The sequence below is a fragment of the Rossellomorea oryzaecorticis genome (assembly GCF_045897515.1).
Classification (GTDB): Bacteria; Bacillota; Bacilli; order Bacillales; family Bacillaceae_B; genus Rossellomorea; species Rossellomorea enclensis.
This window is the reverse complement of record NZ_JBJOSA010000020.1, coordinates 41,448-66,774: the sequence shown is the minus strand read 5'-3', so window position 1 is coordinate 66,774 and position 25,327 is coordinate 41,448. Positions and strand designations below refer to the sequence as shown.

Sequence of the window (25,327 nt, the reverse complement as noted above, 5' to 3'; positions counted from 1 at the left end):
AAATTAGGAAGGTTTTCTTTTTTTATTTGTATTTTACATTATTTAGGAGTCGTTTTTCAGTGGTCCCGGACAGGTACGTTGACCCGTTTTTCAGGTGTGCCCCCTTTTTAGGAAAACATTAACATAATCATTGACATTTCATTCCATACATTTATAATTTAAGTAATTAAGTAAACACTTAAATAATAAAAAAGGAGGGACGGATTTGTCGATCAACGAGTTGTTTAAGGCCCTTTCGGATGAGAATAGAAGAAAGATCCTGGACCTTCTGCGGAAGGGGGATTTGACAGCAGGTGAGATTGCGGAGCATTTTGACATCAGCAAACCGGGGATCTCGCAGCATTTATCGGTGTTAAAACATGCCGAATTGGTGTATGCGTTCAAGAAGGGGCAATTTGTGTATTATTCGTTGAATTCATCGGTTTTTCAGGATGTCTTGAAATGGGTAGTACAATTTAATTCCAGGGGGGAGAACGAATGAACAGTAAGTTCTTTATCAGTTTTTTGACGGTTTCAACATTTGCGGTAAGTATCTATCTTTACGTTAATGGCATTGGAACAATGGATTCTTCTTATGGACCGGGAGAGGTCATTCTTTTTGCGATCCCGTCCACAATGATGTTGGTTGCCATCCAGCTCTTCACTATGCCGGTTCTCTTAAAACAGGGCTATTTTTTCTCAAGATTCAAGAAGGGAATGGACTACATCTTTGTATCCCTCATTCTCATTTTATTGATCCTGCATATAGGGCTGCTTCTGCTGGCTTCCGGAACAGAATTCGACTTATTAAGGCTGCTTCCGGTTCTCGTGGGGACGGTCCTGATTACCACTGCCAACACCATTCCTAGATTCCAACTGAACTCCATAGACCAACCCGCATCACAAAAAAATTCAACACAACAAATCTGGAACATCACACTCAGACCGTTCGCATACCCGCTGTTCTGGGGGGGCATCATCATGTTTCTCTGTGTATTCCTTCAAGGTACCTTCATGCTGATCAGCTTCTTTGCGGTCTTAATCATAACGCTTGTAACGGCCTTATCCCGGGCATACAGAGCCTATCAGCTTCATTTATCCAAATTGTAAAGGGGAAGAAATATGTACGAGACAAGAACTTGTCCAGAGTGCCTGTCCCGGAGAAATGCAGCCGGCGAATTTAAGGGATATGGTGCCATGTTTCGAAAGCATTCCGTACTGAAAAACTCGCCAGTCGATGCTTGTTTCTGTTTGGACTGCGGGACAATTTTGCTTCTTAAGGTAAGGAACACCGAGAAATTCAGTTAGACCCATGTATCGGAGTAATTTTAAAGAATAACAAAAAACAGACGGATCGTGTTGACTCCGTCTGTTTTTAAAGGCCCGTCCCTCAGCACGGTATTGGCAATGCTCAAAATCAGAAAGTAAAAGTCTCCCCATCCTCAGGCACAATCACATGCGAAGAAATTCCTTTTTCTTCTGCAAATTTTCTAAGTTCTTTTCTTGATAGTGTCCAGTGGTTGACTGCTTCCATGTGTACCGCAATGATGGTGGCGTCTTGGGCAGCCTCTGCTGTTTCAAGAACATCCTGCTTCCCCATGACGAGGGATCCGCCTTCAAGGAATTGGTTGTCACCGGCGTTTACCACGACGATATCAGGCTGGTGGGTCTCGATTTCTTCGCGGACTCCGGCGTACCAGACCGTATCTCCTGCTACATAAAGGATTTTTTCATCTGTGTGTTTAAAGACGACACCGCATACCGGACCGGCAAATTTCAGGATTTCACCACGGCCGTGCTCGCCTTTTGTTTTGGTTAGTTGAATATCATCGAATGAAGAGTTCTCTCCCAGTACTTCTACATGTTGAAAACCGTCATTTTTCACTGCGCTTGCGTCTTCTTCACTTTGAACAAACATTTTAATATCTTTAGGAAGGATTTCTTTGGCTGCTTCGTCATAGTGATCCGGGTGCAGATGTGTCACGATGACAGCATCGATGTCCTTTACGATTTCCTCGTTTGAAACCGGCAGACCGATCAATGGGTTTTGTTGATCCTGCCTAACTGAATTCGGGAAAGGAGGGTAGCTGCCCTTTTCAGCAAGGAATGGATCGATCAGGAATTTCCTTCCGGCATAATGAACAATCAAGGTTGCATTTCTAATTAGTTGTAACTTCATCACTCATTCGCTCCTTATCTTTATAAAATCCTTAGTACAATGTATATTTTATATAAGAACACAAATGCAATACATAATGGAACGAAAGTGTTTTGCCCGTTTTACTTTATAATGAAAGGAGTTGGGCCGATGATTGATCAGACGGATTTGAAAATTATTGAAGAATTGTCCCAAAACAGCCGGATCACGATGAAAGAATTAGGAGGTAAAGTCCACTTGACCGCACCCGCTGCCTCAGCCAGGGTGGCAAAATTGGAGGACAGCGGCATCATTGAGGGCTATACCATCACTATCAATCAGAAGAAGATGGGGTATACGGTGCATGCCATTCTACAAATCTTCTTGAGAAGTGCAAATCATCAACCATATCTGTCTTTCGTCAAGGACAACACTGAATATGTCATAAACAATTATAAAGTCAGCGGAGAAAGCTGCTATCTCCTCGAGTGCAAATTTCAGAACAACGAAATTTTGGATGAATTCCTTACAAAACTAAGTGATATCGTCAGCTACAAGCTGTCGATCGTGATTAATAAGTGAGCCGCAAACAGGTCCCATGGTCCAAACAGCAGCGAAGACGGTCCGAAATAACATAACTTAATCTGGGAATTAACGCATTCTCTTGGGAGGTCGAGCAAATTGGAAAACGTGACGTCGATTAGATGTGAGAATATTACAGAAGAAATCATTCAGAAGTATAAAGAAAAAGGATTCAAGTTGATCTTTCAAGAATTTGTAATGGAGCATGACCTAAAAGAAATTCCTCAAATCGACGCTTCTGTACCTTTACGATTCCAAAGTTGGTCATCCACTTCGGAGGCGGACTTTTATGAAGTATATGATGCGTCTTTCAAGGACCGGCCGGGATTTCCGGGGTGGTCAATGGATAAATGGGTCGGGTGGATTGCGTCCAGTCCTACCTTCCTCAAAGCACAGTCCTACCTTGCCGCTGTCGACAACCAAGCTGCAGGATTTATTGCACTGGATACCGACCCTGAATTTCCTAACACAAAAGCGTACATCAGTCAAGTCGGAGTAATCCCGGAATGGCGGGGGAAAGGGATCGCTGCCTCACTCACCTGCAAATGCCTGGAAGAATGCCGTCAAGACGGTATGAATTCGGTCACCCTGCACGTCAATCAAAACAATCCTGGAGCCATACGCTTATATGAACGTCTGGGATTTGAAACCGTGCGTACCAGAGGGAGATTTGAAGCGGGTCATGGGGACAGTCCCAGTGGCGCACAGCTGAATAATTCCAATGATAAATGAGGGAAATGAATGAAAACAACCCAATTGCCGATAGTGAAACTAAGGGAATTAACCATGGGTGACGCAGAAGACCGTTATCAGTGGTGCCTGGATAAAGAAGTCACCAAACATCTTAACATGCCGGAGAAGCATCCTCCATTCAGCAGGGAAGAGACCAGGAAATGGATCAAAATGTGCATAAACAAAACGAATGGCTATGAACAAAAAGCCATCGTCACAGAAGAGGGCACACACATTGGCTGGATCGACTTGAAAAATATCGACAAGCTGAACAAACACGCAGAGCTCGGGATTGCGATCGGAGATAAAGACTATTGGGGCAGGGGCTATGGCCTTGCAGCCATGAAAGAAATGCTCCAATGGGGATTCAATGAACTGGGGTTGAATAAAATTTGGCTGCGTGTGGAAGTGGACAATGAGAAAGCGATAAAATCGTATTTGCGAATGGGGTATGTAGAAGAAGGAATTCTGCGGCAGGACCGGTTGAGGAATGGGGAATTCGTTGATCGGCTGAGGATGAGTATACTTCAATCAGAATTTTTAATGTAACGTCTGTAAATGAAGGGGGAAGAGAAATTGATAAGTACAGAAAGAGAGATAATTAACCTCATCCAAAATGATGAGAGGATGATGGGAATTCTGCATGCAGCGGGCAGCCTGCATCTGCCGGATTGGTGGATATGCGCCGGATTTGTCCGGTCAAAAATCTGGGATGAACTGCACGGATTTGAAGAGAGAACGGAGACCCCCGATGTTGACGTGATCTATTTTAACGAAAGCAACCTGGAAGAGGAAACGGAAAAAAGAATTGAGTCTGCACTCCACGACATGTTACCTGAAGTACCCTGGTCCGTTAAAAATGAGGCAAGAATGCATGTGGTAAATGATATTTCACCTTATGAGTCCACTGAAGACGCGATATCAAAGTTTCCTGAGTCAGCGACTGCTCTCGGTGTAAAATTGGACAGCAATCAAGATCTTATCCTGACTGCCCCATGGGGACTGGATGATGTACTCAATATGGAGGTAAGGCCGACTCCATTTTTTAACGAGACACAACAAAGAGCTGTCATTTATGAGGAAAGGATCCTCAAGAAAAATTGGAAAGCCATTTGGCCGGAAATCAAGGTTTATCACACAGATTGGAAGCCATGATAAAACTTCATCGTCAGCACAACAGCACCGCATTTCTTCCGTTGGCAGCACATGTAGAAAATACATTTGGAAAAGTGATTTGTACAGGGGCTTCCACTTTCATCATCCATCGTGATTCAGTCGTCTTCGAGAAGTACATCGGCAATCAGTCCGATGGTGAAGATGCCAGGGAGGTCAAGGCGGACACGCAGTTTCACGTCGCTTCAGTTAGGAAAACGTATATCGGCTTTGCCGTTTCGTATGCTTTACATTATGGATACATAAAGAGCATTGATGATAAGGTGACCCGCTATTTGCCTGACCTGGATGAGCCTGCATGGAAACCGGTCACGATCAGGCATCTGCTTACGCACACGCATGGATTGAAAACCGAAGAAGGGAAGACTTACCGCGACTTCGAGCCCGGCACAGACTGGTCGTACAAACAAATCGGAATCGAAGCCCTGACCCGGCTCGTGAAGGTGACAACAGGCAACTCTGTTGCAGAAATCCTCCATGAAGCAGTCTTCACCCCGCTCGGATTAAGCGAATCAGATTGGTACGCTGAAAAAAACGAGCGGCTCGTTGACGTAATCCTGCGCTATGAAGGGGACGAAGACTGGCGGACAAGCGAAAGCACGGAAGGCGACAAGATGAACATGTACGTCTCCACCAGGGAGCTGGCGTACTGGGGATACTTCCATTTGAAAAAAGGAAAAATAAACGGGAAGCAAATCGTCCCACGGGAAATCATCGATATGGCCGTTTCCCTTCAAAGTCCTGCCACTCTCCATAAAGACGCCCCTCAAAACGGCTTTCTATGGTTCGTTAAAGATCTGCCTGCCAACAAGACAGAGATAGGGCCGCTGGTCCCGAAAGGTTCCTATCAGCTTCTCGGTTTCACGAATGCAACCGTGCTCGTCATCCCAGAGAAAGATCTCGTTGCCGTCCGGATGTTTAATAGTTTCGGTTCACCCGAAGGATATGAATATTTAGAGGATGTCCGGTCGTTTGGGGATACGGTGATGGAATGTGTGGAGAAATAGTGAGTTTCCGTCATTGGAAAGCACAAAGGGGATGTAATCAGTATAAAAAATAGTTCAGCATAAACTTATATTTTTTCAGCATAAGATAAAAAATTCAGCACTAATGGTTAAAAGTCAGCATTAACCTATATATAAGGTTCCGATTGTACCCCACATTCGGAACTTTTTTTGTTTGATTTCCTATTGATGGAAATTACGGTTTGGTGGATAATGGGTATCAGGTAAAAAGTGGGATTCAGGACTGATCACCAAGTCTATTAAAGTTTAAGTGATTGAGGGGTTGAAAACTTACATGGAAGATAAGGACAGATATTATTTAGAAATGGCTTTAGGGGAGGCGGAACAGGCACTAAAGGAGAACACCTATCCAATAGGAGCGTGATCGTCGATGAAAACGACAACGTCATTGCGACCGTCAGAAATCGTGTATACCCTCAACAGGATGCCACTGCCCATGCAGAGATTGATGCGATCCGGAATGCCGGTGAAGCGATTCTGCAGGCAAAAGTACACCGTAAAAAATTGACGCTGTATACATCGGTTGAGCCCTGTCCCATGTGTACCGGTGCCATTTTGTTTGCGCATTTCAAGAAAGTCGTATGGGCGATGAATGACGAGATCGGTTTTGGAGGTTGGCGTAAGATAAGGGATTCATCCATATTTGATGATCGATTCGTTGGAGTGGAACTGATTGAGGAGCCATTGGAGGACTTGAAGGAGAGGCAGTCGGACTTAATGGAAGAATGGGCCTTGAATCCGAATGATATTGTGAGTTTACGCAAAGCTGTGAGTAGGACTATATTGGAAAACGATGCGGCAAATTGATTAGAAAAAAGAGGTGTAAAAGTGAAGAAACTACTGATCCCAATCATGTTATTATCCGTGTCCATCCTGCTCATTTCGTGCAGCGGCGATGTTAAAACAAACGGTGAACACGTCGATACAAATGACAGCAAATCAACAGAGGAAAAGGTTTTCGAATCCGACAACGGGGATGAATCTGTAAGCTCCGACTCGCTGGAAGAAGCTGAGCCTGCTGATTCCGACACTGAAATATCTTCAGAGAGCGCGGACACCCAATCAAAAAATCGGGAAGAAAGCACCCTGTCCCAGTACTCATCCAAAGAAATAGAATATGCCCGCGTCTGGCTGCAGTTAATTGGAAACAAAGAAGCATCGAAGATAAACGTCCGCCAGATATCAGCGGGAGAACCCGTCAACCCTTATGATGAAGACAGCGCCGTCTATCCGGAAAGCGTCATTGTGCTGACCGGAGATATCATGGCTGACGGAACAGTAACATACAGCGGCAATGGGGACGGCACTATTAACATATATGATATTCCTTTACATTGGCCGAGTGCCCAGCAGCTTGAATTATCGATGAAGGAGTATACGCAAAAGATCATATCAGATACTGAAAAAATGTATATAAACCCGGGAGACGATGAGGCAGTCAGGGAGCTGGTTGAGAAGTTGAACAGTTAAAGAATTTAGAAACGTTATGCAGGATCTAATGAAGTACACAGCTTTTAAAATTAGGTATAAAAAAGGATTTTCCATCGCGGAGATCCTTTTTAAATTATGGTGCAGTTCTGCCCTTTGGATAAAGAAAAAATATTAATCAGACTTGTCTCTTGCTCTGCAGCATTGTAATCCCCATGTAGTTTTCAATGTCCAGGGGGTATTGTGCTGAAATTATGTGCGTGATTTTTCATATGAGAGAGAAATTCTGATTATAAGAGCGAAAAAATCAGATTTAAGAGCGAAATTCTCAATATAAGTGCGAACTACCTATTTTTCGGAAAAATTGGACAAATCTCGCATGCAACATACATATATGGGTATAAGATCCATTTAAAACAACACGTAAAGTACACTTGACCCGCCCAATATATGTAAAGTAAACTATACGTAAAGTAACCTTTACAAAAGAGGCTGAATCGATGAAGAATAGAATAAAAGAACTTCGTGCTGACAGAAGGATGACCCAGGATCAACTGGCAGCGCACCTAAATGTTTCGAGGCAAACCATTATTTCGTTGGAAAGGGAACGGTATAACCCCTCAATCAATCTGGCCTTTAAGGTTGCGCGTGCTTTCGGGTGCAGCATCGAAGATATCTTTATTTATGAGGAGGACCACGAATGAAAAACAATAAATCGGTCTTTTTGATACTGGGGGTCATCATGTTGTTGAATGCTTGTCTTGTCAACGGAGCGTACATATCCTCCGGAAAATTTCCGGAAGGAATCATGACCGTGGCGCTTGCTATCATGAGCTTTTGTATGGCCTACTTATCCGAGCACTTTGCCGCAAAGGATGAACGGGCACAGAAAATCAGGGAACGGGGCGTATTTGTCAGTTACTTTTGGATGCTGGGCTTCATTATCATTCTAATGGCCATCGTTAATCCATATGTGGGCCCGCTGCAACTTTCTGGATATCATTCATTGCTCTTGATAGCATCGCTATATATATCGGTTGTGTTTTTAAACATGGTGTATTATGCGAAGAAATATTGAGGGTAGAAGGGGGGCGTGAATTTGTCTGATATCAAATGGCATATCATGATTGATTCTATAGCTGCCGTCATGATCATCATCAGTTTATTTTTGACTGATTATCTATTATGGACGAGAGTAGTGTTATTGATATTTGCAGCAGCGGATATCCTCATGATGGTTAATCGAAAAAAAATAAGGAAAAGTGTTTTCATTATTATTTCTGCAGTCTTTCTACTATCCCTTGTCATGACAGGTCTTCTTGAAAAATTCACAGTATACATGATCATATATGGCATCGTTGTGGTCATTGCGTCTTATCGAACATTGTTTGAAACAGATAAGGAAATGGGAAAAAAGCCCCGGGCAAATTCTTAGTGGATCCTGGGGCTTTCATCTTGCTGGCCATCCATCTTATCAATAAAGATGGTTCCATCCGTCTGGAGCTCTGCATAAAAGACGTTTGAACTGGACTGGATTCCCTGCTGGACTAACTTCTGGTCCACCCATTGTTTGTTGATATTGTATTGCTGAAGATGTTTTTCATTATAGCGGCCATCCTCAATTATGGGGATGGGAATTGGATATTGTTTAAGTGCAGGGGTAGTTTTCATCCGGTCTTCTTTAGTTAAAGGCTGTTTCGGTTCTTTTTTCAAAACCGAAAGTGTTCCGTCCGTTTCAAATATGGCGTAATCCACATCTTTAATCGAAAAGACATTTTTCTTGCGGAGAAGCTCATTCAAGGCATCGAGATCCAGCCTTAAATTTTTCAGCTCGTGATCAAGTACGTTTCCTTCCCGGATCACGACTTTAGGACTTCCTTCCACGGCTTTGCGAATCACTTTGGATTTTAGGTCAATGAACCCCGTCAACAACGTGAATAATGTCCAAGCCGCCAAGGCAAGCACCCCGTTTCGAATGCTTAGTGTGGAATCGACTGCTAGAGAGGCACCCAGCGTTCCCAATGCGATGGCCGAGACAAAATTGAAGAAAGTCATCTGGGAGATTTCTTTCCTGCCCATCACCCGCGTCAGGAGGAGCAGTGACAAAAATGAAAGAATCAGCCGGATGCCTAGTTCTGTAATGTTCATTATTTTCCTCCTTCTTTATAGAGATGTGGTTTAGTATGGACAATACTGAGCAATTCACTCAAATTATCATGAAGAAACCCCAATGGAGTGCAAAGTCGTTGAAGGAGTAAAAACATTTGGTGAGTAGTATTCGAGCTTATCCAGTCACGGATAAGCTCTTTTTTTGAAAATTATCCTTGAGAAAGTTGTTGGTTTTTGAAATAATTGGAAGAAATAGTAGTTATCAAAAAATCTTTAAAATAAAATCGATGAGCCCAATTTATGTTGAAGTTGAGAAAGAAGCGGATTTCACTGAAAAGCTCGGCTCACTATAGTGAATTGAACGATTCAGGAAAGGAAGTCAGCAAGAGGAATACAATAAAGGAGGTTTTTGATGTGCTGTGGTGGATATTAGGGATATCAGCCGTCTTTGCTGTGGTCAGTGCTATGATTAGAGGCAGGAACCGGAAAAGCTCTTTTGATGTGAGCAATGAGCATGAAAGACAGATTCAAGAAGAAGAGCGTGTAAAGGCGGGAAGCTGGTTTAATGGGGGCAATCAATAACACGGGACATGAAAAGCTTATCGGGAAGCAGGATAAGCTTTTTTAAATTGGGGGAGTGATGAAAAGGAGAAAGGCTGGGCGTCTATATTAGGAGGAATCTTTTTGGGTCGGTCCTTTCATTTTTTACGTTGGAATATGACGGGTGGAGACACATTTTGATTGATGACCAAGGGAAGATTGAAAGAGTGAATGAGCTTGATTTTAGTCTTATGATAAATACACTTTTCATGGTGGTTGTGAGCGGGGCGTTCATTTATTAAAAGTTTTCGAGAACCAGAAAAAGTATTTGTTGAAAGAAAAAAGCTGAAAATCCACGTTGAGATCTCCAGCTTTATATAGGGCTCACTGTTTCAAAGTAAATAATTCCTCAGACGCTGCACTCACATTCCTTTTTTCTTTCACTTTCGCTTTTTTCATTTTCGTGAGGGGTTGCTCCTGTTCAATCAAAACCTTCCTCAATTGTGAGCTGATGATATTCATACACAAAATGATAAGGGAGAAAAAAGCAAGCGGAGCAAGAACCAGCAGCGGGTTTGAGAAAATGAGCTGAATATTCATTCCGATGGTCGCCGCCCATTCGTTGGTTTCTGAAAAGTAGACCGGATTGCTCGGATCCAGATTAGAATAGGCGAATTCAGCAATCTTCAATCCTCCCAGAGCCATCAGCATGATCCCGAGCTGAATAAGCAGAGAAAGGGCCTGTGCAACCTGTTCAGAAAATAAAACAATGGAGTGTCTCAGGAATTGAGGAAGCATATGTCTCTTCATGATATTGAATCGGCCTGCCCCCAGTGTCCTTGATACTTGAATGAATTCCTCGTTTAAAAAAAGCTTCATTTTTTCTCCAAGATAGATCCCTAGTGAAGGCGTGGCGATGAAAGCAATAACGCAAAGTTGGATCAAGAAGTACTCATTCGACGGCAAAAAGCCGGGCTGAAAGGAACTTTCAAGCGGAATCAGTATGGCAAACACGACGATGGCAAGGGGAATATATTGAAAAGTTTCTCCCAAACCCCTGATTGCCTTGCCGATGAATGATGGGACAAACGTATAGATGACGGCGAACACGAAGCCGAATATGATTCTCATCGAAGAGATGAATAAAGCGGCAAAAATCGTATACTTCGCTCCTGCCAGTAATAAAAGGATGAAGTTTCTTCCCAGCCTGTCGCTTCCGAACGGCGGCATTTCTTCAGGCGTAAATGGCGGGGCGGCAATCAGCCTCCCCTGTTCATCCTTTAAATAATTTACAATGGCATCATATTCCGGGTACCAGAAAGGAATCAGGAAGCTGATCACAACCAAGGTCGCCGGGATCAGGACTGGTATGAATAACCTTTTCAGAAGCTGCCTAGACATGAGAAGCCCCACCTTTCAGCCATTTATTCAATACATATGAGCCAGTCTGAAAGACGATGAAAAAGGGCACAAAGATCATGAGCATCCCGAGGAAAAACGCGGCCCCGGAAGTTGTTGATGCCCTGAATAACACCATCATGAAACCGTTCATTTTAAACAAGATCTCGATTACAAATAAGTTTGAAAGCATCAAAAGAAAGATCGGTTTCAAGTGAAGGAAGAAATGGATCCACACATTCCGGAATAAATGGAACCACACCGTGTAGGACTTTCTGAAGCCCTTTGCATACGAGAACTCTACATAAGGCTTGCTTTCTTCTTCCTTAAGCTGAAATAAAAACTGCTTGATCAAGAAGACGACCGGCAAAACGGACAGACATATGATCGGCAGGAAATAGGTTCGCTCATCCTGCAGTGCATACAAATTGAAAAGTAGAATACCTGATTTTTTAAATAACCATATAATGAAAATCTGAAAAGACACCACGATGAATACCTCAGGCAAAGCATCCATCACGTTTAAAAATTTCAGCGAAAATTTGTACAAGCGCCTTGGGAGCAGCATAACAAAATAACTGCTCAAGACAGAAAAGATGATTGCCAGGAAAAAAGAACTGATCAAAATCGTGAAAGAATAACCATATGTACTAAAAAAAACTTCAGGCAGCGAATAATAGCGTTCGTTATCCCCTAAATAAATCGAGATGGAAGCAGGATCCATGATTTCGGTCAATGACTGATACAGCTGATTGAAATAGTAGCCCACAGTGAGTACAAGCTGAGTATCATATGCAAGCAGCGAACCGACTCCGCTTAGAAGAAACAATCCTAAAATGACAATAAAAAAATGAAAGGATGTATCCACAATCCTTTTCATACAATCTCCTCCAAAAATATTACAAAATAATACAATTTTTTCATGTATAATGCTACAATAACAAAACGGAGTTGTAAATATATTTAGAATAATGAGTATTAAAGCGGGTGTTAATAATGGTTCCGAAAAAAAGGCTTCTTCCAATGGTCTTTTGTATATTATTGCTGACACTCCTGACTGCCTGCCGCCTGGATTTTACGAAAGATAAAAGCAGTGTCAGAGAGATGGTCAAATCAACAGACGGAATAACTGTTCTTGAGGAAAAAAAAGAAGAGGCTGCTGAGTCTTCTTCTGAAAAAAAAGAGAAACCTACCTATACAATCGAGGGGTCCGTCACACTTGATTCCACTCATATCCTCTTAAAGGGGAAAACGGATCTTCCACCTGAAGCAATCATGTACACCAGGCTCCTGGCATATCCAAAGGATGCCTCGTTAAAAGATATAAAAGCCTATCGAGCCAAACCTTATATGAAAGTTATCTCGGAGGATTATATGTCGGTGAAGGCTGACGGTTCGTTCCAGTCAACCGAGCTGGAGCGTCCGGATTTCCCGCAACGATACCGCCTGGATGTCCTCTATTCACCGGTAAGGGCGGAAGAATCCATGCAGAAAAGGCTGGTGAAAGAAGGAGAGGGTATAGAAGATCTGAAAGGGATGGTTCGGATCGACCTTCCGACCAGAAACGAATTTCTGGACGATGTCGTGCAAGCTTACGTCAAACAGGTGAATATCATGCAATTTGATGAACAGGACGGGGACGGTGTGACACTTGAACTGGTAGAGGTAGAGAAAGTCGAATAACACGGCGGAAGCTTATAAAAATTGGAGCGTCAAAATGGGATTCATCATCACCTTTTTAGTGATTTGGTTATGCAGCTTTATCATTGCCCGGCTTTTGAGTCCTTTCGGAAAGACTTTTTGGAGAGATGACCTTACCATCACCTGTGCTCAATCATTGATCATCACATTTTTGTTTATTGCATTTTCAAATTAGATGGAGGTCAAAACGATGAACTATCTTTGGGGAGCTGTCAATTTGCTGATTCCGGTTTTACTGCTATTCCTGATTTTTTCTACATGGATAGGGTATATTGCTGAAAGCTTAAGAGACTTCTATCATTTCAAGTGGGCTGCCATTGGTCTGATTATTCTGGGGTATATGCTGAACTTTAAAAAGCGAGCGGCCGGGCTGATAATTGTTGCTGTTGGTTCAGCAGCTTGGTTCCTTATTTGAACCAGACCGGCTCACTCCTTGGAAAGGATTTCATTATCATGTGATCAGCCGCCTAAAGGGATATCTAAGAACGTTTCATATTTTCTCTTTTCAATATTCAGCTCATACACCCTTATATAATCCACTTTGAAATCTGGATAGGGCGTCAATTCCTCTCCTGCTGCACACTTCATTTCTTTTAATCCATCTTTCGAGAGACCGGTGGAAATATTCCCGCCGAATTGTTCTTTTCCTAAAGTCAAGTGAGGAATAAAGTCATCGAGCTCGAAATATCTCTTTATCAATTCATCTGATGGTGAAATCACGTTTACTATTTTTTGATGGAGAGTGTGTAAATCTATAGAGTACACACTTAAATAAAGAATGTTATCTCCAAAATACCTCGGTTTACCTAAGGACAAATGAAATGGGCTCACATTTTCGCAAATTTTTTTCACTTTGTCTATCCATTTTTTATCAGGAGTCAACCCTCCTTGTGCTTTCAGAGTAATATGTGGTTCCACCCCTGATTGGCTGATCCATTTACGCTGAAACCGCTCAATTCTATCTATATATTCTTCTGGTGGAACAATCCCTATAAAATAATCCACTCTCATTCTGCTTCACCCCTGTAAGTCTGTTTTGAATAGTTTACCAGAAATAAACATTCATGACATCTTGATAAAGTTTTTAAAACAAAAAAGTTGTCCGTTCCGTCTAACATATATGAAACTATAGCAAAGGAGGCGAGGTATCATGTTCTGGCTAACATTAAGTCTGATTGCCGTCATCGTACTTATCGTGAACTTAATCGCAAAATTCATATTAAGAAAAATCTTTCACATTCAAAAAGTGAAAAGAAAGATATTTTCCTATAATTATATAAATGAACAGCACCGAAAAATAGACAAGTGGATAAGACTGATTACCGTGATTACTCTCATCGCTTTAAGCTGGCTATTGATTGAGGATAAAGAGTACCTTTTGTTATACATAATCGGAATGTTAATCCTCTTCGTCCTTGATTATCTTGTCAGGGCTTTTATGAATGGAAGCACAGTGAATGCCCAAAACAGGCCATATTAACAGTGACCGAAATGGTGATCATGGTCTCAGCAGTCATGACCTTTTACAGAACCATATTTCTTGAGTTGTGATGCAGGTAGGGGGACAGATACCGTAGTTTATTTCCTGCCCAGTGATTTCTTGGCAAGCCTGAACATAAAATCATTCATCGTATAGATGGTTACGCAAGAAAAATTTAATTTTTAAGTGAAAGAGAGAAAAGAACCACATCAGGACAGGGTTCCAGAGCTGGGAAAATTCTGTAAACTGAGCTTAGAAGGGGCCGTAAAACCCGAAATATTAATATACGAATATTTATTGTGCCAATTTCAAGATAATTGCTCCGGAATCGAATTAATTGCGCCGAAATCCTGATAATTGCGCCACTTGTCTAAAAATCTCTGAGTTCCAGTTTATTACGCAGTTCAGGACCACATCCGCACTCTAATGCTACCAATAACCACGGTACCTGTCCCCCGGCTCATCAATGTTTTAATATAAGTAAAAAAACCGGCACGCCAAATGCGTACCGGTTTTTCTCATGGGAGTAAATTAAATCCCTGCCCAAACATCCTTGCCGAGCCGGCCATCTTGTTCAAGCTGATAGAGCCAATTCTTAGATTCTTCCTCAGAAGCACCGTGAACTTTTTTGTAGGCTTCCCGCAGGGTGTCTTCGACTTCAGGAGCCATCCTGCTGCCGTCACCGCATATATAGAGATGTGCGCCGCGGTCCAAGAGTTCTATCAGGTGGTTGGCGTCCTCATTCATCAGATGCTGTACATACGTTTTCGGCTGTCCTTCCATTCGGGAGAACGCAGTATGGAGTGTGACGATGCCATTCTGTTCATCCCGTTCGAGTTCATCGCGGTAGATGAAATCATGGTCACAATGACGGCATCCGAAATAGAGATGCGCCTCGCCAACCGGCATTCCTTGTTCCTTAAGAATGCGGCGCGCTTGCAGAAAGCCTCTGAACGGAGCCACGCCGGTACCCGGACCGACCATGATGATCGGTGTTTCAGGGTCAGCAGGAAGTTCGAAATTCGACTGCGGTGTGCGAATGAAGCATGCGATGTCTTCTTCTTTTTCCAACCTCGCCAGGTAATTGGAAGCCACACCTTCATATTCTCCCAATCCACTCCAAGCAGGGTCTCTTACGACACCGACCGTGATGCTCAGTTTACTGGCATCGAAAGAAGGAGAAGAAGAGATGGAATAATATCTCGGCTTAAGAGCGGGGAGGAGTTCCATGAACCGTTCAAACGGGAGCTCGCATGCTTCGTATTTTTCCATGAAATCCAGCATTGAGACGCGTTTTTTCAACACCTGCTCCTGATAGACGCCTTCTTCTAGCAGGGCTTCCAGTTCCTTCTTGTGAGGCGGGCACACGGTATAGGCCGCGAGTTCGCGGATCTGTGCGCGAGTGGCCGCTTCCTGTAATTCCACACAGTGTGTGAGAACGTCAGCTAGGGAAACCGGGCGGTCGAGCGGCAGATGGGCAGCGCTTCGTCCGCTTGCCGACAGTATGACCTGGTCGTTCCCTTTCAGACCAAACCTTTTCAAAATGCGGTTCACATTTTGCGCACTGTTTTTCGGAAGCACGCCGAGGTGATCCCCTTCTTTGTAAGAGAGCCCGGATGGAAGGGAGACCTCGATATGACGGGTGCTCCTGCCGCTTTCTGGTGACTGGAGCTCACGGTTCTCAAGGATGCTCGTATTCGCCGCCTCATATGTCTTGGCAAGCGGGGAACCGCCGATGCCGCTGACAAATTCCATGCTGAGACTGTTGCGTTCCTTGCCGCCTTTGTTCTCCACCTTGAGGCCGAACGTCTCGACGGCGTCCGCCCACATGGTGTCTTTCCACTGTTCCAGCTGTTCTTCGAAGTCGCCGCTCGCATCTCCTTCACCGCGGGCGGAGAATCGTACCGCGCCTTTTTCTGCAAGCTTCTCATCGATCAGCCTTGGGACATTCTGATAAGTGCTTGCCCAATTGTGATCCCCGCAGCCGAATACGGCGTAATGGACCCCTTCGAGTTCGCCGGGCTTCACTTCTTCAAGCCATTGAACGAATTGTCCGGCGTTGCTTGGCGGCTTTCCGTTGTAGGAGGAAGTGACGATCAAGACGGCCCCCTCTGCAGGAAGAGTGCCAACGCGGTCGTTAAGAGGGGAGACCTCCGTGCGTACACCGTGGAAGCTTGCTGTATCCGCCAGCTCCTTGGCGACACCTTCTGCGGTACCGGCGTCAGAGCCGTAAAGGACGAGAAGAGGACGGTCATTTAGTCCTGAGACGACAGGTGTTTCCTGGGACCCGCTATCTTTTTTCTCCTGTGCTTTATCACTTGGACCTGACGCAAAAAGTGCAGGCATCTGTGCGCGCTGTTTGACTTTTATTTTAAAATCACCCGGTTTCAGCGTTAAAGTCTGTTTGACATTGAGCTGGTAATCCTTGTCATCAATGAACTCGAAATGCTTCAGGAGCATGCCGAGGACGATGGTTGCTTCATGAAGGGCGAACTGCATCCCTATGCAGGCGCGCTGCCCGTTACCGAACGGCTTGTATGCATGATGAGGCACCTTCTCCGGATTTTCGAAGCGTTCAGGACGAAATTCATCTGCGTCATCACCCCAGGCATCCCGATCTCGGTGAAGCTCAGGGATCAGAACGGTGATTCGTTCTTCCTCTTTTTTGACCGGGTACTTGCCCGCAAGGAGGGTATCTTCTTTCGCATACAGGCTGAAAGCGGGAGCCGTCGGCCATAAACGGAGTGATTCATTCAGGATATTGCGGATATACTTCATGTTGATCACTTCTTTGTAGGTCGGGGCCTGCCCGTTAAATACATGGTCCACTTCGTCATAAGCTTTCCTTAATTTTTCCGGATTTTTCATCAGGAAGTAGAGGGCGAAAGACAGGAGCCCGCTCGTCGTTTCATGCCCTGCGATCAGGAAGGTGATGATCTGATAACGGATATTCTCATCATCTAGCTTCTCCCCGGTTTCCGGATCCTTCACATTCAGCATGCGGGACAGAAGGTCATTCTCTTCCTGCGACCCATTCGCCTTCCGTTCAGCAATGATGTTATCGACCATCGAGAACATTGTCTGAATATCATGCTTGAACTGGCGCTTCGTACGCACCATCAGTTTATCCTGGATGTCCAGTCTCTGAAGCTGGTGCATCGCTTCATCCATTGCACGCACCATGCTGATAATGAATGGATGCGGGCTCTCACGATAGAAACTGTTGAACCGGTAGTTGAATCCGCAAAGTCCGATTGTATCGAGTGTGAGCCGAGTCATATCTTCAGGCACATCGATTTCTTCATTCGGATTCAGCCTCGCCCATTTCTGGACCAGCTGGACGCCGATGTCGATCATCATATCGTGATAATCCTTCATCGCCCGCTGGCTGAAGGTCGGCATGAGGATGTTATGGGCCTTGCTCCAATTAGCCTCATCGGTACGGCTTGTAAAAAGCCCGTCCCCGCCGAACGCACGCACCTTTTCTAGGGCGCCTTCGATGCTTTTATCAAATCTTGACTGGTCACATACCTCTTTTACAAGTTCATGACCCGACACGAGGATTGTAGAAGAAGAGGGGGTCTGGAGACGGAAGATAGGTCCCTGTTCCTCTGCGAGCTTCATGAACGAGAGCGTCGGATTATCCTTGTCAATAAGGGGGAGATGTCCGAGCGGACCATATGTTTTTGGTTGTGGGATTTCTTCATATTTTTCCATTAAAAACATCCTTTCAGATCATAATAGATGGAACAAATAATCATTTGATGAAGTTTGCCCGGAGGCTGTGTTTGATCATTTCCTTCCATTGTGCTACGTCCTTTGTGACAGATGAGAAGGGACTCAGGATATGGGGGGCTGCCTGTTGATAGGAAACGGATGACAAAAGCATCACGATGAGCTCTTCCGGGTCCTGATCGGCAAGCACTCCCATTTCGATACCCTTTACGATAAATGGATAACTCTGTTCATGGAAAGGTTTGATCAGGAGTTCAAATAAATGATCGAACCTTTCGCCTTTTTGAATGCTTTCATTCATGACAAATAAACTGAACTCGCGATGCTCAAACGTCATTTCGACCAATTTGTCAAAAAGCTCGCCGAGGAGGTGCCTCATATCAGCGGAATCCTTTACTGCACCGAGATCGAAGTCATTAATTTCGAGTACTTCCCCGGACAGCTTCAGGATGACGGCTTTCCACAGGTCCATTTTCGAACCGAAGTGGTACTTGATCAGCGCCATATTCACATTGGCATCCGCCGCAATCTCACGCAGGCTCGTCTCCTCGAACCCTTTTGTGGAAAACAGATGCGTGGCAGAAATCAATAATTCCTGCCTGGCTATTTCCTTATTCAATCTGGGTCTCCCCGGCGCTCTCTTATGTTCATGTGATTGAGTCATAATCGAAGTTCCTTTCTTTAATTAATCAACTGATTAATTAATATGCGTATAGTATCGGATATCTGTAATGGAAAGTCAAACAATAACCGGAGCGGGTCAGGGGGACAGGTACGTTGACCCATTTTTTAGACGGGGGATTGGGGGTTTGGACAGGTACAATGGCCTGATTTTCATGGTCAGTTACCGTGGCCGGTATTCTTGACTGGTGAGTGTTTGGGATGTGGTTTTTTGGTTTGTTCAGTATAAAAAGAATAAGTCAGCATATACCCGGGAAATTGAGCATAAACTCATTTTTCAGCATATCTCTTCAGAATTCAGCATAAAACAAGACGTTCCAAGGATCAGAAAGGGTCATCATGGCACTGGAAGTGGTCCTAAGAGCTGCCACCTACAAACTTCAAGGCCGTTTCCCAGCATTTTCGTTCTACTTTTCAAAAATACATTCCTCTATCCAAATTTTCGTTCCACTTTTCCCGTTTATCGACCAACTTGTCGAAAGATCTCTGGACCATGACCGGGGAAAATGAACCGTGGGACGGGAGGAGATCGAACCTAGAGGAAAGGACTGGCCCGGGCTGTGGAAAGGGAACGCTGCCCGGAATACCGAGCAACTTTTCACGTTAATCTGTCCGACCAATAGCCACCAAAAAAGGACATGACCGATTCAGTCATGTCCTTTCATCTTCTTCCTGTTCCGTTCCTTAAGGATTCACAGTCGGGAACCCGAATCCGGAAGCATAGTCATCGCCTGCTGCTGCTCCGGAGCCGCCGAGGATATCGTTATTCTTCGCGCGGTCCTGGATTTCTGAGCGGAGCTGTGCTGCAGAGAAGTTAGGGTTTTCCGCCCAGATTTGCGCTGCAAGTCCCGAGACGTGAGGTGTTGCCATGGAAGTACCACTGATGGTGTTATACGTGCCATCGTACCAGGTTGATTCAATCGCACGTCCCGGTGCGGATACTTCCACATCACGCACACCGATCACGTAGTCGCCATCCGTATTGGGATTTCCGCGGGAAGAGAAATCAGCTACGCGGTAAGTCCCATTTTGCTGAACATCTTCAAGCGCTGCGACAGCAACCGCATTTTCCACTGCACCAGGATAACCGATCGTATTGGCTCCGTTGGACTATCACGAATCGTTGGGGACAAGCCACGCGATTGCGGAAGCATTAAATATGGATATTACAGACAGGTTCATCCATGACGAAAAATACGGTTATATAGGTATCATAATCCACTGCCATATCGATAACGATTATGGGAGGAAAAGGTTTGAAGAAGTTATTGAGTACGCCAGTCAAACAAACATGTCCTTGATTGGAGTTTCCCATGCTGCTTCTGAATATTTAGTGAAGAAAACATTGATGGCTCCTTGGTTTGAGGAGAATTTTGATCTGGAAACTATTAATTTGATTCCGCAAAAGGATTGGTGGCTGTAAACAACATTATTAATTAGGAAGTGATCAAATGCAAGGCTACAACGTCTTAATGATTTACGACAAAGAAATGACCAAGCTGTTAATGTGTGAGAGGCTGAAAGAACCGTACAAGGGACTGCGTAATTTAGTCGGCGGGAAAATTGAAGATGGAGAAACAGGGCTGGAGGCTGCTTATAGAGAATTATTAGAAGAAACTTCTATAACCGCCGAGGATGTTACTCTTCATCATTTAATGGATTTTACGTACTACCATCTAAAATGTTTTGTAGAAGTGTATGTCGGCAGACTGAACCGGAATGTATCGGTTTCAGGGGATGAAAATATACTCTATTGGTCTGGTTTGGATCAGAACTTCTATGATATGTCCTTGTATGCCGGAGAAGGGAATATTGGGCATATGATTGAGCAGGTGAATTTAGTTAAAGGAAGACTGTTTTCAGCAGCAACTTAAGACATTTAGTGTGAAAATCCAGGAGGGGGATCGTCTAAATCGAATAGGATTGCTTTATAAGCGTTGATTTGATTTCAAAGCCTTTATTAATGAGATTTATCAATTCAGTTTGAGCTATCAGATTTAATCCTGAAATTCATTCTTTTGATAAATTAATGACGGATTTCTATCCATAGCATGAAGAGGAGCGGGTAAATGCCTGATCTTATTGGTATAGACGGCAAAGCGTTAAAAGAAGAAACAGATAAAAAAGAGGTATTTCTAATTGAAAACGGCAATGAAACAAGGGCAGGTTTTACTACAGAAACAATAAAATTTGGTTTAAGGGATGGAAAGGAGGTCATTGAAAGAGAGCAGGCTTTAACTTCCGACATATTAGGGAATCGAAAAAGTATCACGATTGTTGAAAAGGCTTCTTTCAAACCCGTTTCTTTTACTGATTACATAGATGATGTCCAAAGTGTAAAAGCAAGTTATGGGGATAACACGGTGAGTATTGAAAAAGAGGGAAAGCAATATAACAAAACGCTTCCAGGCTGTTATGATACTTTTTCCGTGGAGATGATCTTAAGGGCCTTGCCGTTAAGAAGCAGGTATACATTGGATTTTAATGGATTCAATGCCGTATCAGAATCTGAGGTTACTGTCAGGATTAGCGTAGCAGAAGAGGAACGTAGTAAAAAAAGTCCAGGCGAATTCGTCGATGCTTGGAAAGTGAAGACATACTTCGGGGAAACCTTGCAATATTACTGGATCGACACAGTGAGTAAAGAATTGCTCAAGCAGTCATCCCTGGTGGGAGAGGGATTGACTTTAGAATTTAGAAGGTAAACAAATGGGAGGAGGTTAGACAAAATGGGAAAGTATCCAAACCTAAAGATATTCACTCGCTAGTGGCAGAGGCTGCTGGAAAGTGAGTAGAGAGCGGTCTTTGCTGTTTCTTATACATTTTATGAGAAAGCAGGGACGTTTATGGGATATTAAAAGGCAAGAGATGTACTGCCGAAAGAAATGGTGCAGATCATCCAGGAATATATTGACGGGGATTATGTTTACATCCCGAGGAAAAGAGGAAGTCAGCTTTCCTGGGGAGAGAAAAATGGGACAAGGCAAGCTTTTAAAGAGAGAGATCAAATGATTTATAGGCGTTACATTAATGGTGCTTCAAAAGCGAAACTGGCTGAAGTGTACCACCTATCTCTCAAGAGCATCGAGAGGATTATCTACAAAGAAAAGAATAAGTGATTACAAGGAGTGTCTTATGCAGAGATAAAGCATAAGGCATTTTTTTTTTGCTCATTATCACTACATAACAGGACTTTAGGGAGCGAGATATAACCGGATGCTATAAAATGGAAGAAATGAAATGAAAGGGTGAGATTGGTAGATGGGTTATACAATCAGGAAGAGAACTCAGGAAGATGTGGCTGAATTCATTACGTGGACTTATGAAGGAGTGCATTCCTTTTACGATAATAACATTCAGGAGGAAAAAATAAAAGGTTTCCTCCAAAGTGTCAATACCGACCCAATGTATTCAGTTGTGGATGGTCAAGGAGAATTAATCGGCAACTGCGAATTCTTTGATGTGGGAGAACCACTGGAAGAAATAATGGCTGTTGGTGTTCAAATGAGGCCTGACCTAACAGGAAAAGGAAATGGCCTCGCATTTATCCAATCCATCATCGAGCAGGGAAGAAAATTAATAGGGTATAACCATTTGGAGCTGGCGGTCGCGGAATTCAATAAACGCGCCATCCATGTTTATGAACAAGCAGGTTTTAAAAGAAAAGGAGACTTTGAGAACACAATCAGAGGTGAAGATTACAATTTCATCATTATGGAAAAGGACTGGAAAATCGAAAGGGATGGTGACGGTAAACAAAGAATCATCTGAAAACCCAGAATGGTTGTGGTAAAATTTAACTTATTAGATATATCGAGGTGACATAATGAAACAATGGTTTGGATCTGCAGCAATCTGCATCAACGAGCGTAATGAAGTCCTTATGGTTCGGGGCAATGATAGTGATAGATGGGCCATTCCGTCAGGCGGTATTGAAATAGGAGAGACGCCTGAAGATTGCTGCATAAGGGAAGTGAAAGAAGAGACAGGGTATGAGGTCAGGATCCTCGAGAAACTGACTATCAAAGAGACCGTATTAAAAGGAATCAAAGTGAGAACCCATTATTTTAAAGTAGAAAAGCTAAGTGATAGTGCAGGTATCAATGATCCGGATGAAACAATTAGTGAAGCAGCCTGGAAGTCATTATCTAATCTACATGACTTGGACCACATGTATCCGGAAGATGTGCAGACGATTTTAGGTTGCAGCGATTTAATTATAGGTTGACAGGGTTTGGCTTACTTAATGTTCACAACCTTACAAAGAGAATTTGCAAAGTACAGGTTGAAGAAAGGAATTCTATGAAAATGTCGGACTGCCATTTTGAAGAAAAATATGTAAAAGTAAAACACTTCAATATTTCTGTGAAAGTATTCGGAGAACAGAAATGGAAACCAACGGTAGTGATGGACGCAGGATACGGAGACTATTCTAAAACGTGGGAAAACATCGCCCCTGTTATTGCTGAAGAAACAGGAGTTATTCTGTATGACCGGGCGGGGCTTGGTAACAGTGAAAAGAGTTCAACCCCGCGAACAAGTGACAATATGGTTGATGAGTTAAAAGAAATGCTCACGGAAATGAACGTACATCCGCCATATTTACTCGTTGGCCATTCATTTGGCGGGGTGAATATGAGATTGTTTGCAACCAAGTACCCTGAAAAAGTCAGCGGGTTGATTTTAGTCGACTCCACACCGGAGGATTATAGAGAAGATTTCCTTCCTACTATGCCGGCTGAGTTTCAAAAAGCATATAAGGATCAGTTCGTTTATGAAAGCAATTATAAAGAATTTATGGAGAGTTTAAAATTGGTTAAGAAATCAAGGAAGCAGCTCAATATCCCTTTGGCCGTCATTGCAGCCGGGAAGAAAGCTCATTATTCTGCCTCCTCACAACAGCTTTGGAACAATATGCAAAAGGAGCTGCTTACCATATCGACAAACAGCCGGTTTATTCTCGCTGAAAACAGTGCTCACTATATTCAGTATGACGAGCCCATGGTTGTAGTTGAAGCTATTAAAAGTTTAATTTGAGGTGTTAAATGATTATTTACTATGGAACTCCTTCGATAGAAACAGAACGATTATTGCTGCAAAAGTTCACGCTTACTGATACTCAGGCCGCATTTGACAACTGGCTCTCTGACGAACGGGTGTCAGACAACCGGGTGAGTGCCGCGCATCAATCCGTTTCAGAAACAAAGGAGCGGATGAATCGGATTCTTTCAGACTATGAAAGTGAAGAGTTCTGCTATTGGGCAATAAAGCTTAATGAAAGCGGAGAACTGATAGGCGAGATTGATTTATATGATATGGAAGAAGCTACGGGAAATTGTGAGGTCAGTTATTCGCTCGGATACCGGTGGTGGAACAAAGGCTATGGCACAGAAGCATTGAGGGCAGTTGTGGAATTCGGTTTCACTAAAATGAAACTGCATAAGATTTCTGCTGCTCATAACACAGATAATCCTGCATCCGGGAGAGTCATGAACAAAGCCGGGATGATGCAGGAAGGAACAATCCGGGATATGATCCGGAATTCGAAGAATCAATATAAGGATTGTGCGGTTTACGGGGTTCTGCAAGAAGATTATTTCAGTGAAAATAATGGAAACAGATATATTTTAAACCTATCAATCTAACGTTTTTTATTTGGAGGATTAAATGGAATTACTATTTATTAGACATGGACAAGGTGAACACACCATGGATGTACCCGACAGCTTACATACTTCAGATCCTTCCTTAACCGTTGAGGGAATCAACCAAGCAAAGGAGCTGAAAAGGAATTTTCCTTTAACCCACTCCGATGTCCTGATCATCAGCCCGATTAGAAGAACACTGCAAACCGCTCAAATCTGGAGTGAAGACACTGCATGCAAGAAAATAGTTAGTCCCCTCGTATCTCCAAGAATGTTTCCCCAGAATCCAGAATGGGTGACCCTGCCCTGTGATCAAATACTCACTAAAGACAAAATAAGAGAAGATTTTCCAGACTTTCATGTGGAGGAAGAACGTGCAGGGGAATGGTGGGAAAAAGGGATAAACACATTGCCGGATACAGAGTTTCAGATACTGGCGAAAGATTTTCTGGAATGGTGTAAATCGTTCGGGAATCATCGAATATATATAGTTTCCCATGACGGGACGATTACTTCCTACCGCCAGTTTATCACCGGCAGAGAGCTTAGCAGAAAAGATTTCCCTAAGGAAACCTGGTTACTCAAAGTTCAATATAATCGATGAAGTTAATCATCTAAAAAAGGAGAGCTCCCATGAATGCACTCATCATTAAATCACCCTGGATCGATAGGATCTTTGAAGGAAAGAAAACGTGGGAAATAAGGGGATCGAACACAAAAAAACGCGGGAAGATTGCGCTGATCAAAAGCGGTTCGGGCATGGTCTATGGCGAAGTCGATCTCATTAATAGTAAAGAATTGAATTTAACAGAGTACCAGGAAAGCAGAAGATTCCACGGTGTGGAAAGTGAAGCTGCTTCTGTACTGCCATACCAAAGAACGTACGCCTGGGTGCTTGATAATCCGAAGATCTATAAACAGCCTGTTCCTTATAAGCATCCGATGGGTGCGGTCATTTGGGTCAGGCTGCCCGAATAGGAAT

29 protein-coding genes and 6 pseudogenes are annotated in these 25,327 nt (G+C 43.5%); 26 read left to right on the top strand and 9 right to left on the bottom strand.

All coding sequences use genetic code 11. The annotated features are described in order from the left end of the window. Positions 1 to 211: 211 nt before the first annotated feature. Together ACKA06_RS17990 and ACKA06_RS17985 are read left to right on the top strand one after the other, a co-directional pair. Complete coding sequence (locus ACKA06_RS17990; protein ID WP_074439971.1) at positions 212 to 481, top strand: autorepressor SdpR family transcription factor; 270 nt, start codon at positions 212 to 214, stop codon at positions 479 to 481. Next, entirely contained in the window at positions 478 to 1,089 is a 612-nt protein-coding gene (locus ACKA06_RS17985; RefSeq protein ID WP_411160336.1) for a hypothetical protein, read from the top strand. Before ACKA06_RS17990 ends, ACKA06_RS17985 begins: the two co-directional genes overlap by 4 nt. A gap of 307 nt (positions 1,090 to 1,396) precedes the next feature. Here the strand turns inward: ACKA06_RS17985 and ACKA06_RS17980 are convergent, their stop codons facing one another. Then, positions 1,397 to 2,158, bottom strand: coding sequence for an MBL fold metallo-hydrolase (locus ACKA06_RS17980; protein WP_032088167.1), 762 nt, complete (start codon positions 2,156 to 2,158; stop codon positions 1,397 to 1,399). 129 nt (positions 2,159 to 2,287) lie between these two features. Between ACKA06_RS17980 and ACKA06_RS17975 the strand changes: the two genes are divergently transcribed. From ACKA06_RS17975 to ACKA06_RS17930, 10 genes and pseudogenes are all read left to right on the top strand, one after another. Next, the gene (locus ACKA06_RS17975) at positions 2,288 to 2,698 is read left to right on the top strand and encodes an Lrp/AsnC family transcriptional regulator (RefSeq protein ID WP_032088168.1); all 411 of its coding nucleotides are present in this window, start codon (positions 2,288 to 2,290) and stop codon (positions 2,696 to 2,698) included. Positions 2,699 to 2,806: 108 nt separating this feature from the next. After that, a complete protein-coding gene (locus ACKA06_RS17970; protein ID WP_318293713.1) occupies positions 2,807 to 3,430 on the top strand; it encodes a GNAT family N-acetyltransferase in 624 nt (207 codons plus the stop codon). 9 nt (positions 3,431 to 3,439) lie between these two features. Beyond that, complete coding sequence (locus ACKA06_RS17965; RefSeq protein WP_032088170.1) at positions 3,440 to 3,979, top strand: GNAT family N-acetyltransferase; 540 nt, start codon at positions 3,440 to 3,442, stop codon at positions 3,977 to 3,979. 78 nt (positions 3,980 to 4,057) lie between these two features. Further along, a complete protein-coding gene (locus ACKA06_RS17960) occupies positions 4,058 to 4,585 on the top strand; it encodes a nucleotidyltransferase family protein (protein WP_232353663.1) in 528 nt (175 codons plus the stop codon). Continuing rightward, positions 4,582 to 5,610 carry a serine hydrolase domain-containing protein gene (locus ACKA06_RS17955; protein WP_198257383.1) on the top strand — a complete coding sequence of 343 codons (1,029 nt, stop codon included), beginning with the start codon at positions 4,582 to 4,584 and terminating at the stop codon, positions 5,608 to 5,610. Before ACKA06_RS17960 ends, ACKA06_RS17955 begins: the two co-directional genes overlap by 4 nt. Before the next feature lie 322 nt (positions 5,611 to 5,932). Further along, a pseudogene (locus tag ACKA06_RS17950) lies at positions 5,933 to 6,435 on the top strand (nucleoside deaminase). A 21-nt stretch (positions 6,436 to 6,456) separates the two neighbouring features. Further along, a complete protein-coding gene (locus ACKA06_RS17945; RefSeq protein WP_411160335.1) occupies positions 6,457 to 7,098 on the top strand; it encodes a hypothetical protein in 642 nt (213 codons plus the stop codon). Positions 7,099 to 7,556: 458 nt separating this feature from the next. Then, positions 7,557 to 7,760, top strand: coding sequence for a helix-turn-helix transcriptional regulator (locus tag ACKA06_RS17940; protein WP_032088173.1), 204 nt, complete (start codon positions 7,557 to 7,559; stop codon positions 7,758 to 7,760). Beyond that, positions 7,757 to 8,134, top strand: coding sequence for a hypothetical protein (locus ACKA06_RS17935; protein WP_032088174.1), 378 nt, complete (start codon positions 7,757 to 7,759; stop codon positions 8,132 to 8,134). Before ACKA06_RS17940 ends, ACKA06_RS17935 begins: the two co-directional genes overlap by 4 nt. A 21-nt stretch (positions 8,135 to 8,155) precedes the next feature. Next, positions 8,156 to 8,491, top strand: coding sequence for a hypothetical protein (locus ACKA06_RS17930; protein ID WP_032088175.1), 336 nt, complete (start codon positions 8,156 to 8,158; stop codon positions 8,489 to 8,491). Here the strand turns inward: ACKA06_RS17930 and ACKA06_RS17925 are convergent. Beyond that, positions 8,488 to 9,204: a DUF421 domain-containing protein gene (locus ACKA06_RS17925; protein WP_032088176.1), complete on the bottom strand. Its 717-nt coding sequence runs from the start codon at positions 9,202 to 9,204 to the stop codon at positions 8,488 to 8,490. The genes ACKA06_RS17930 and ACKA06_RS17925 overlap by 4 nt on opposite strands. A 261-nt stretch (positions 9,205 to 9,465) precedes the next feature. Here ACKA06_RS17925 and ACKA06_RS17920 point away from each other — a divergent pair, with 261 nt between their 5' ends. Next, positions 9,466 to 9,747 (top strand): hypothetical protein, encoded by a 282-nt coding sequence (locus ACKA06_RS17920; protein ID WP_214871688.1) that lies wholly within the window; start codon positions 9,466 to 9,468, stop codon positions 9,745 to 9,747. A gap of 342 nt (positions 9,748 to 10,089) precedes the next feature. Here the strand turns inward: ACKA06_RS17920 and ACKA06_RS17915 are convergent, their stop codons facing one another. Further along, on the bottom strand, positions 10,090 to 11,106 hold the full coding sequence (locus ACKA06_RS17915; RefSeq protein WP_032088178.1) for a hypothetical protein: 1,017 nt from the start codon (positions 11,104 to 11,106) through the stop codon (positions 10,090 to 10,092). Continuing rightward, on the bottom strand, positions 11,099 to 11,983 hold the full coding sequence (locus ACKA06_RS17910; protein ID WP_052011565.1) for an ABC transporter permease subunit: 885 nt from the start codon (positions 11,981 to 11,983) through the stop codon (positions 11,099 to 11,101). The genes ACKA06_RS17915 and ACKA06_RS17910 overlap by 8 nt, the downstream gene beginning before the upstream one ends. 116 nt (positions 11,984 to 12,099) lie before the next feature. On the opposite strand from ACKA06_RS17910, the gene ACKA06_RS17905 reads away from it, so the two are divergent. Continuing rightward, positions 12,100 to 12,786 carry a hypothetical protein gene (locus ACKA06_RS17905; RefSeq protein WP_411160334.1) on the top strand — a complete coding sequence of 229 codons (687 nt, stop codon included), beginning with the start codon at positions 12,100 to 12,102 and terminating at the stop codon, positions 12,784 to 12,786. A 208-nt stretch (positions 12,787 to 12,994) separates the two neighbouring features. Then, the gene (locus ACKA06_RS17900) at positions 12,995 to 13,219 is read left to right on the top strand and encodes a hypothetical protein (RefSeq protein WP_032088180.1); all 225 of its coding nucleotides are present in this window, start codon (positions 12,995 to 12,997) and stop codon (positions 13,217 to 13,219) included. A gap of 44 nt (positions 13,220 to 13,263) precedes the next feature. Here ACKA06_RS17900 and ACKA06_RS17895 read toward each other — a convergent pair whose 3' ends face one another. After that, entirely contained in the window at positions 13,264 to 13,815 is a 552-nt protein-coding gene (locus ACKA06_RS17895; protein ID WP_411160333.1) for a 2'-5' RNA ligase family protein, read from the bottom strand. A 139-nt stretch (positions 13,816 to 13,954) separates the two neighbouring features. Here ACKA06_RS17895 and ACKA06_RS17890 point away from each other — a divergent pair, with 139 nt between their 5' ends. After that, on the top strand, positions 13,955 to 14,284 hold the full coding sequence (locus tag ACKA06_RS17890; protein WP_052011566.1) for a DUF4181 domain-containing protein: 330 nt from the start codon (positions 13,955 to 13,957) through the stop codon (positions 14,282 to 14,284). A gap of 531 nt (positions 14,285 to 14,815) precedes the next feature. On the opposite strand, the pseudogene ACKA06_RS17885 reads toward ACKA06_RS17890, so the two are convergent. From ACKA06_RS17885 to ACKA06_RS17870, 4 genes and pseudogenes are all read right to left on the bottom strand, one after another. Further along, positions 14,816 to 16,531: pseudogene (locus ACKA06_RS17885) on the bottom strand (diflavin oxidoreductase); the annotation flags it as partial. A gap of 113 nt (positions 16,532 to 16,644) precedes the next feature. Continuing rightward, positions 16,645 to 18,001 (bottom strand): annotated as a pseudogene (locus ACKA06_RS17880) (cytochrome P450); the annotation flags it as partial. A 40-nt stretch (positions 18,002 to 18,041) separates the two neighbouring features. Then, a complete protein-coding gene (locus tag ACKA06_RS17875; RefSeq protein ID WP_198257395.1) occupies positions 18,042 to 18,638 on the bottom strand; it encodes a TetR/AcrR family transcriptional regulator in 597 nt (198 codons plus the stop codon). A gap of 746 nt (positions 18,639 to 19,384) precedes the next feature. Further along, positions 19,385 to 19,798, bottom strand: a pseudogene (locus tag ACKA06_RS17870) (S8 family serine peptidase); the annotation flags it as partial. 103 nt (positions 19,799 to 19,901) lie between these two features. On the opposite strand from ACKA06_RS17870, the pseudogene ACKA06_RS17865 reads away from it, so the two are divergent. The 10 genes and pseudogenes from ACKA06_RS17865 to ACKA06_RS17820 form a co-directional block, all read left to right on the top strand. Continuing rightward, positions 19,902 to 20,123: pseudogene (locus tag ACKA06_RS17865) on the top strand (Nif3-like dinuclear metal center hexameric protein); the annotation flags it as partial. 28 nt (positions 20,124 to 20,151) lie between these two features. Next, entirely contained in the window at positions 20,152 to 20,574 is a 423-nt protein-coding gene (locus tag ACKA06_RS17860; RefSeq protein WP_411160332.1) for an NUDIX hydrolase, read from the top strand. Positions 20,575 to 20,769: 195 nt separating this feature from the next. Continuing rightward, positions 20,770 to 21,405: a DUF3108 domain-containing protein gene (locus ACKA06_RS17855; protein ID WP_411160331.1), complete on the top strand. Its 636-nt coding sequence runs from the start codon at positions 20,770 to 20,772 to the stop codon at positions 21,403 to 21,405. Positions 21,406 to 21,570: 165 nt separating this feature from the next. Further along, a pseudogene (locus tag ACKA06_RS17850) lies at positions 21,571 to 21,819 on the top strand (CD3324 family protein); the annotation flags it as partial. Between the two features lie 142 nt (positions 21,820 to 21,961). Continuing rightward, positions 21,962 to 22,471, top strand: a complete 510-nt coding sequence (locus ACKA06_RS17845) for a GNAT family N-acetyltransferase (protein WP_411160330.1) — start codon at positions 21,962 to 21,964, stop codon at positions 22,469 to 22,471. Positions 22,472 to 22,526: 55 nt separating this feature from the next. Then, positions 22,527 to 22,928 carry an NUDIX hydrolase gene (locus tag ACKA06_RS17840; RefSeq protein ID WP_214871679.1) on the top strand — a complete coding sequence of 134 codons (402 nt, stop codon included), beginning with the start codon at positions 22,527 to 22,529 and terminating at the stop codon, positions 22,926 to 22,928. A gap of 80 nt (positions 22,929 to 23,008) precedes the next feature. Beyond that, positions 23,009 to 23,737: an alpha/beta fold hydrolase gene (locus ACKA06_RS17835; protein WP_411160339.1), complete on the top strand. Its 729-nt coding sequence runs from the start codon at positions 23,009 to 23,011 to the stop codon at positions 23,735 to 23,737. An 8-nt stretch (positions 23,738 to 23,745) separates the two neighbouring features. Continuing rightward, positions 23,746 to 24,345 carry a GNAT family N-acetyltransferase gene (locus ACKA06_RS17830; RefSeq protein ID WP_411160329.1) on the top strand — a complete coding sequence of 200 codons (600 nt, stop codon included), beginning with the start codon at positions 23,746 to 23,748 and terminating at the stop codon, positions 24,343 to 24,345. A 22-nt stretch (positions 24,346 to 24,367) separates the two neighbouring features. Further along, positions 24,368 to 24,949 carry a histidine phosphatase family protein gene (locus tag ACKA06_RS17825; RefSeq protein ID WP_411160328.1) on the top strand — a complete coding sequence of 194 codons (582 nt, stop codon included), beginning with the start codon at positions 24,368 to 24,370 and terminating at the stop codon, positions 24,947 to 24,949. 29 nt (positions 24,950 to 24,978) lie between these two features. Beyond that, positions 24,979 to 25,323: an ASCH domain-containing protein gene (locus ACKA06_RS17820; protein ID WP_198257407.1), complete on the top strand. Its 345-nt coding sequence runs from the start codon at positions 24,979 to 24,981 to the stop codon at positions 25,321 to 25,323. Positions 25,324 to 25,327 lie beyond the last annotated feature (4 nt).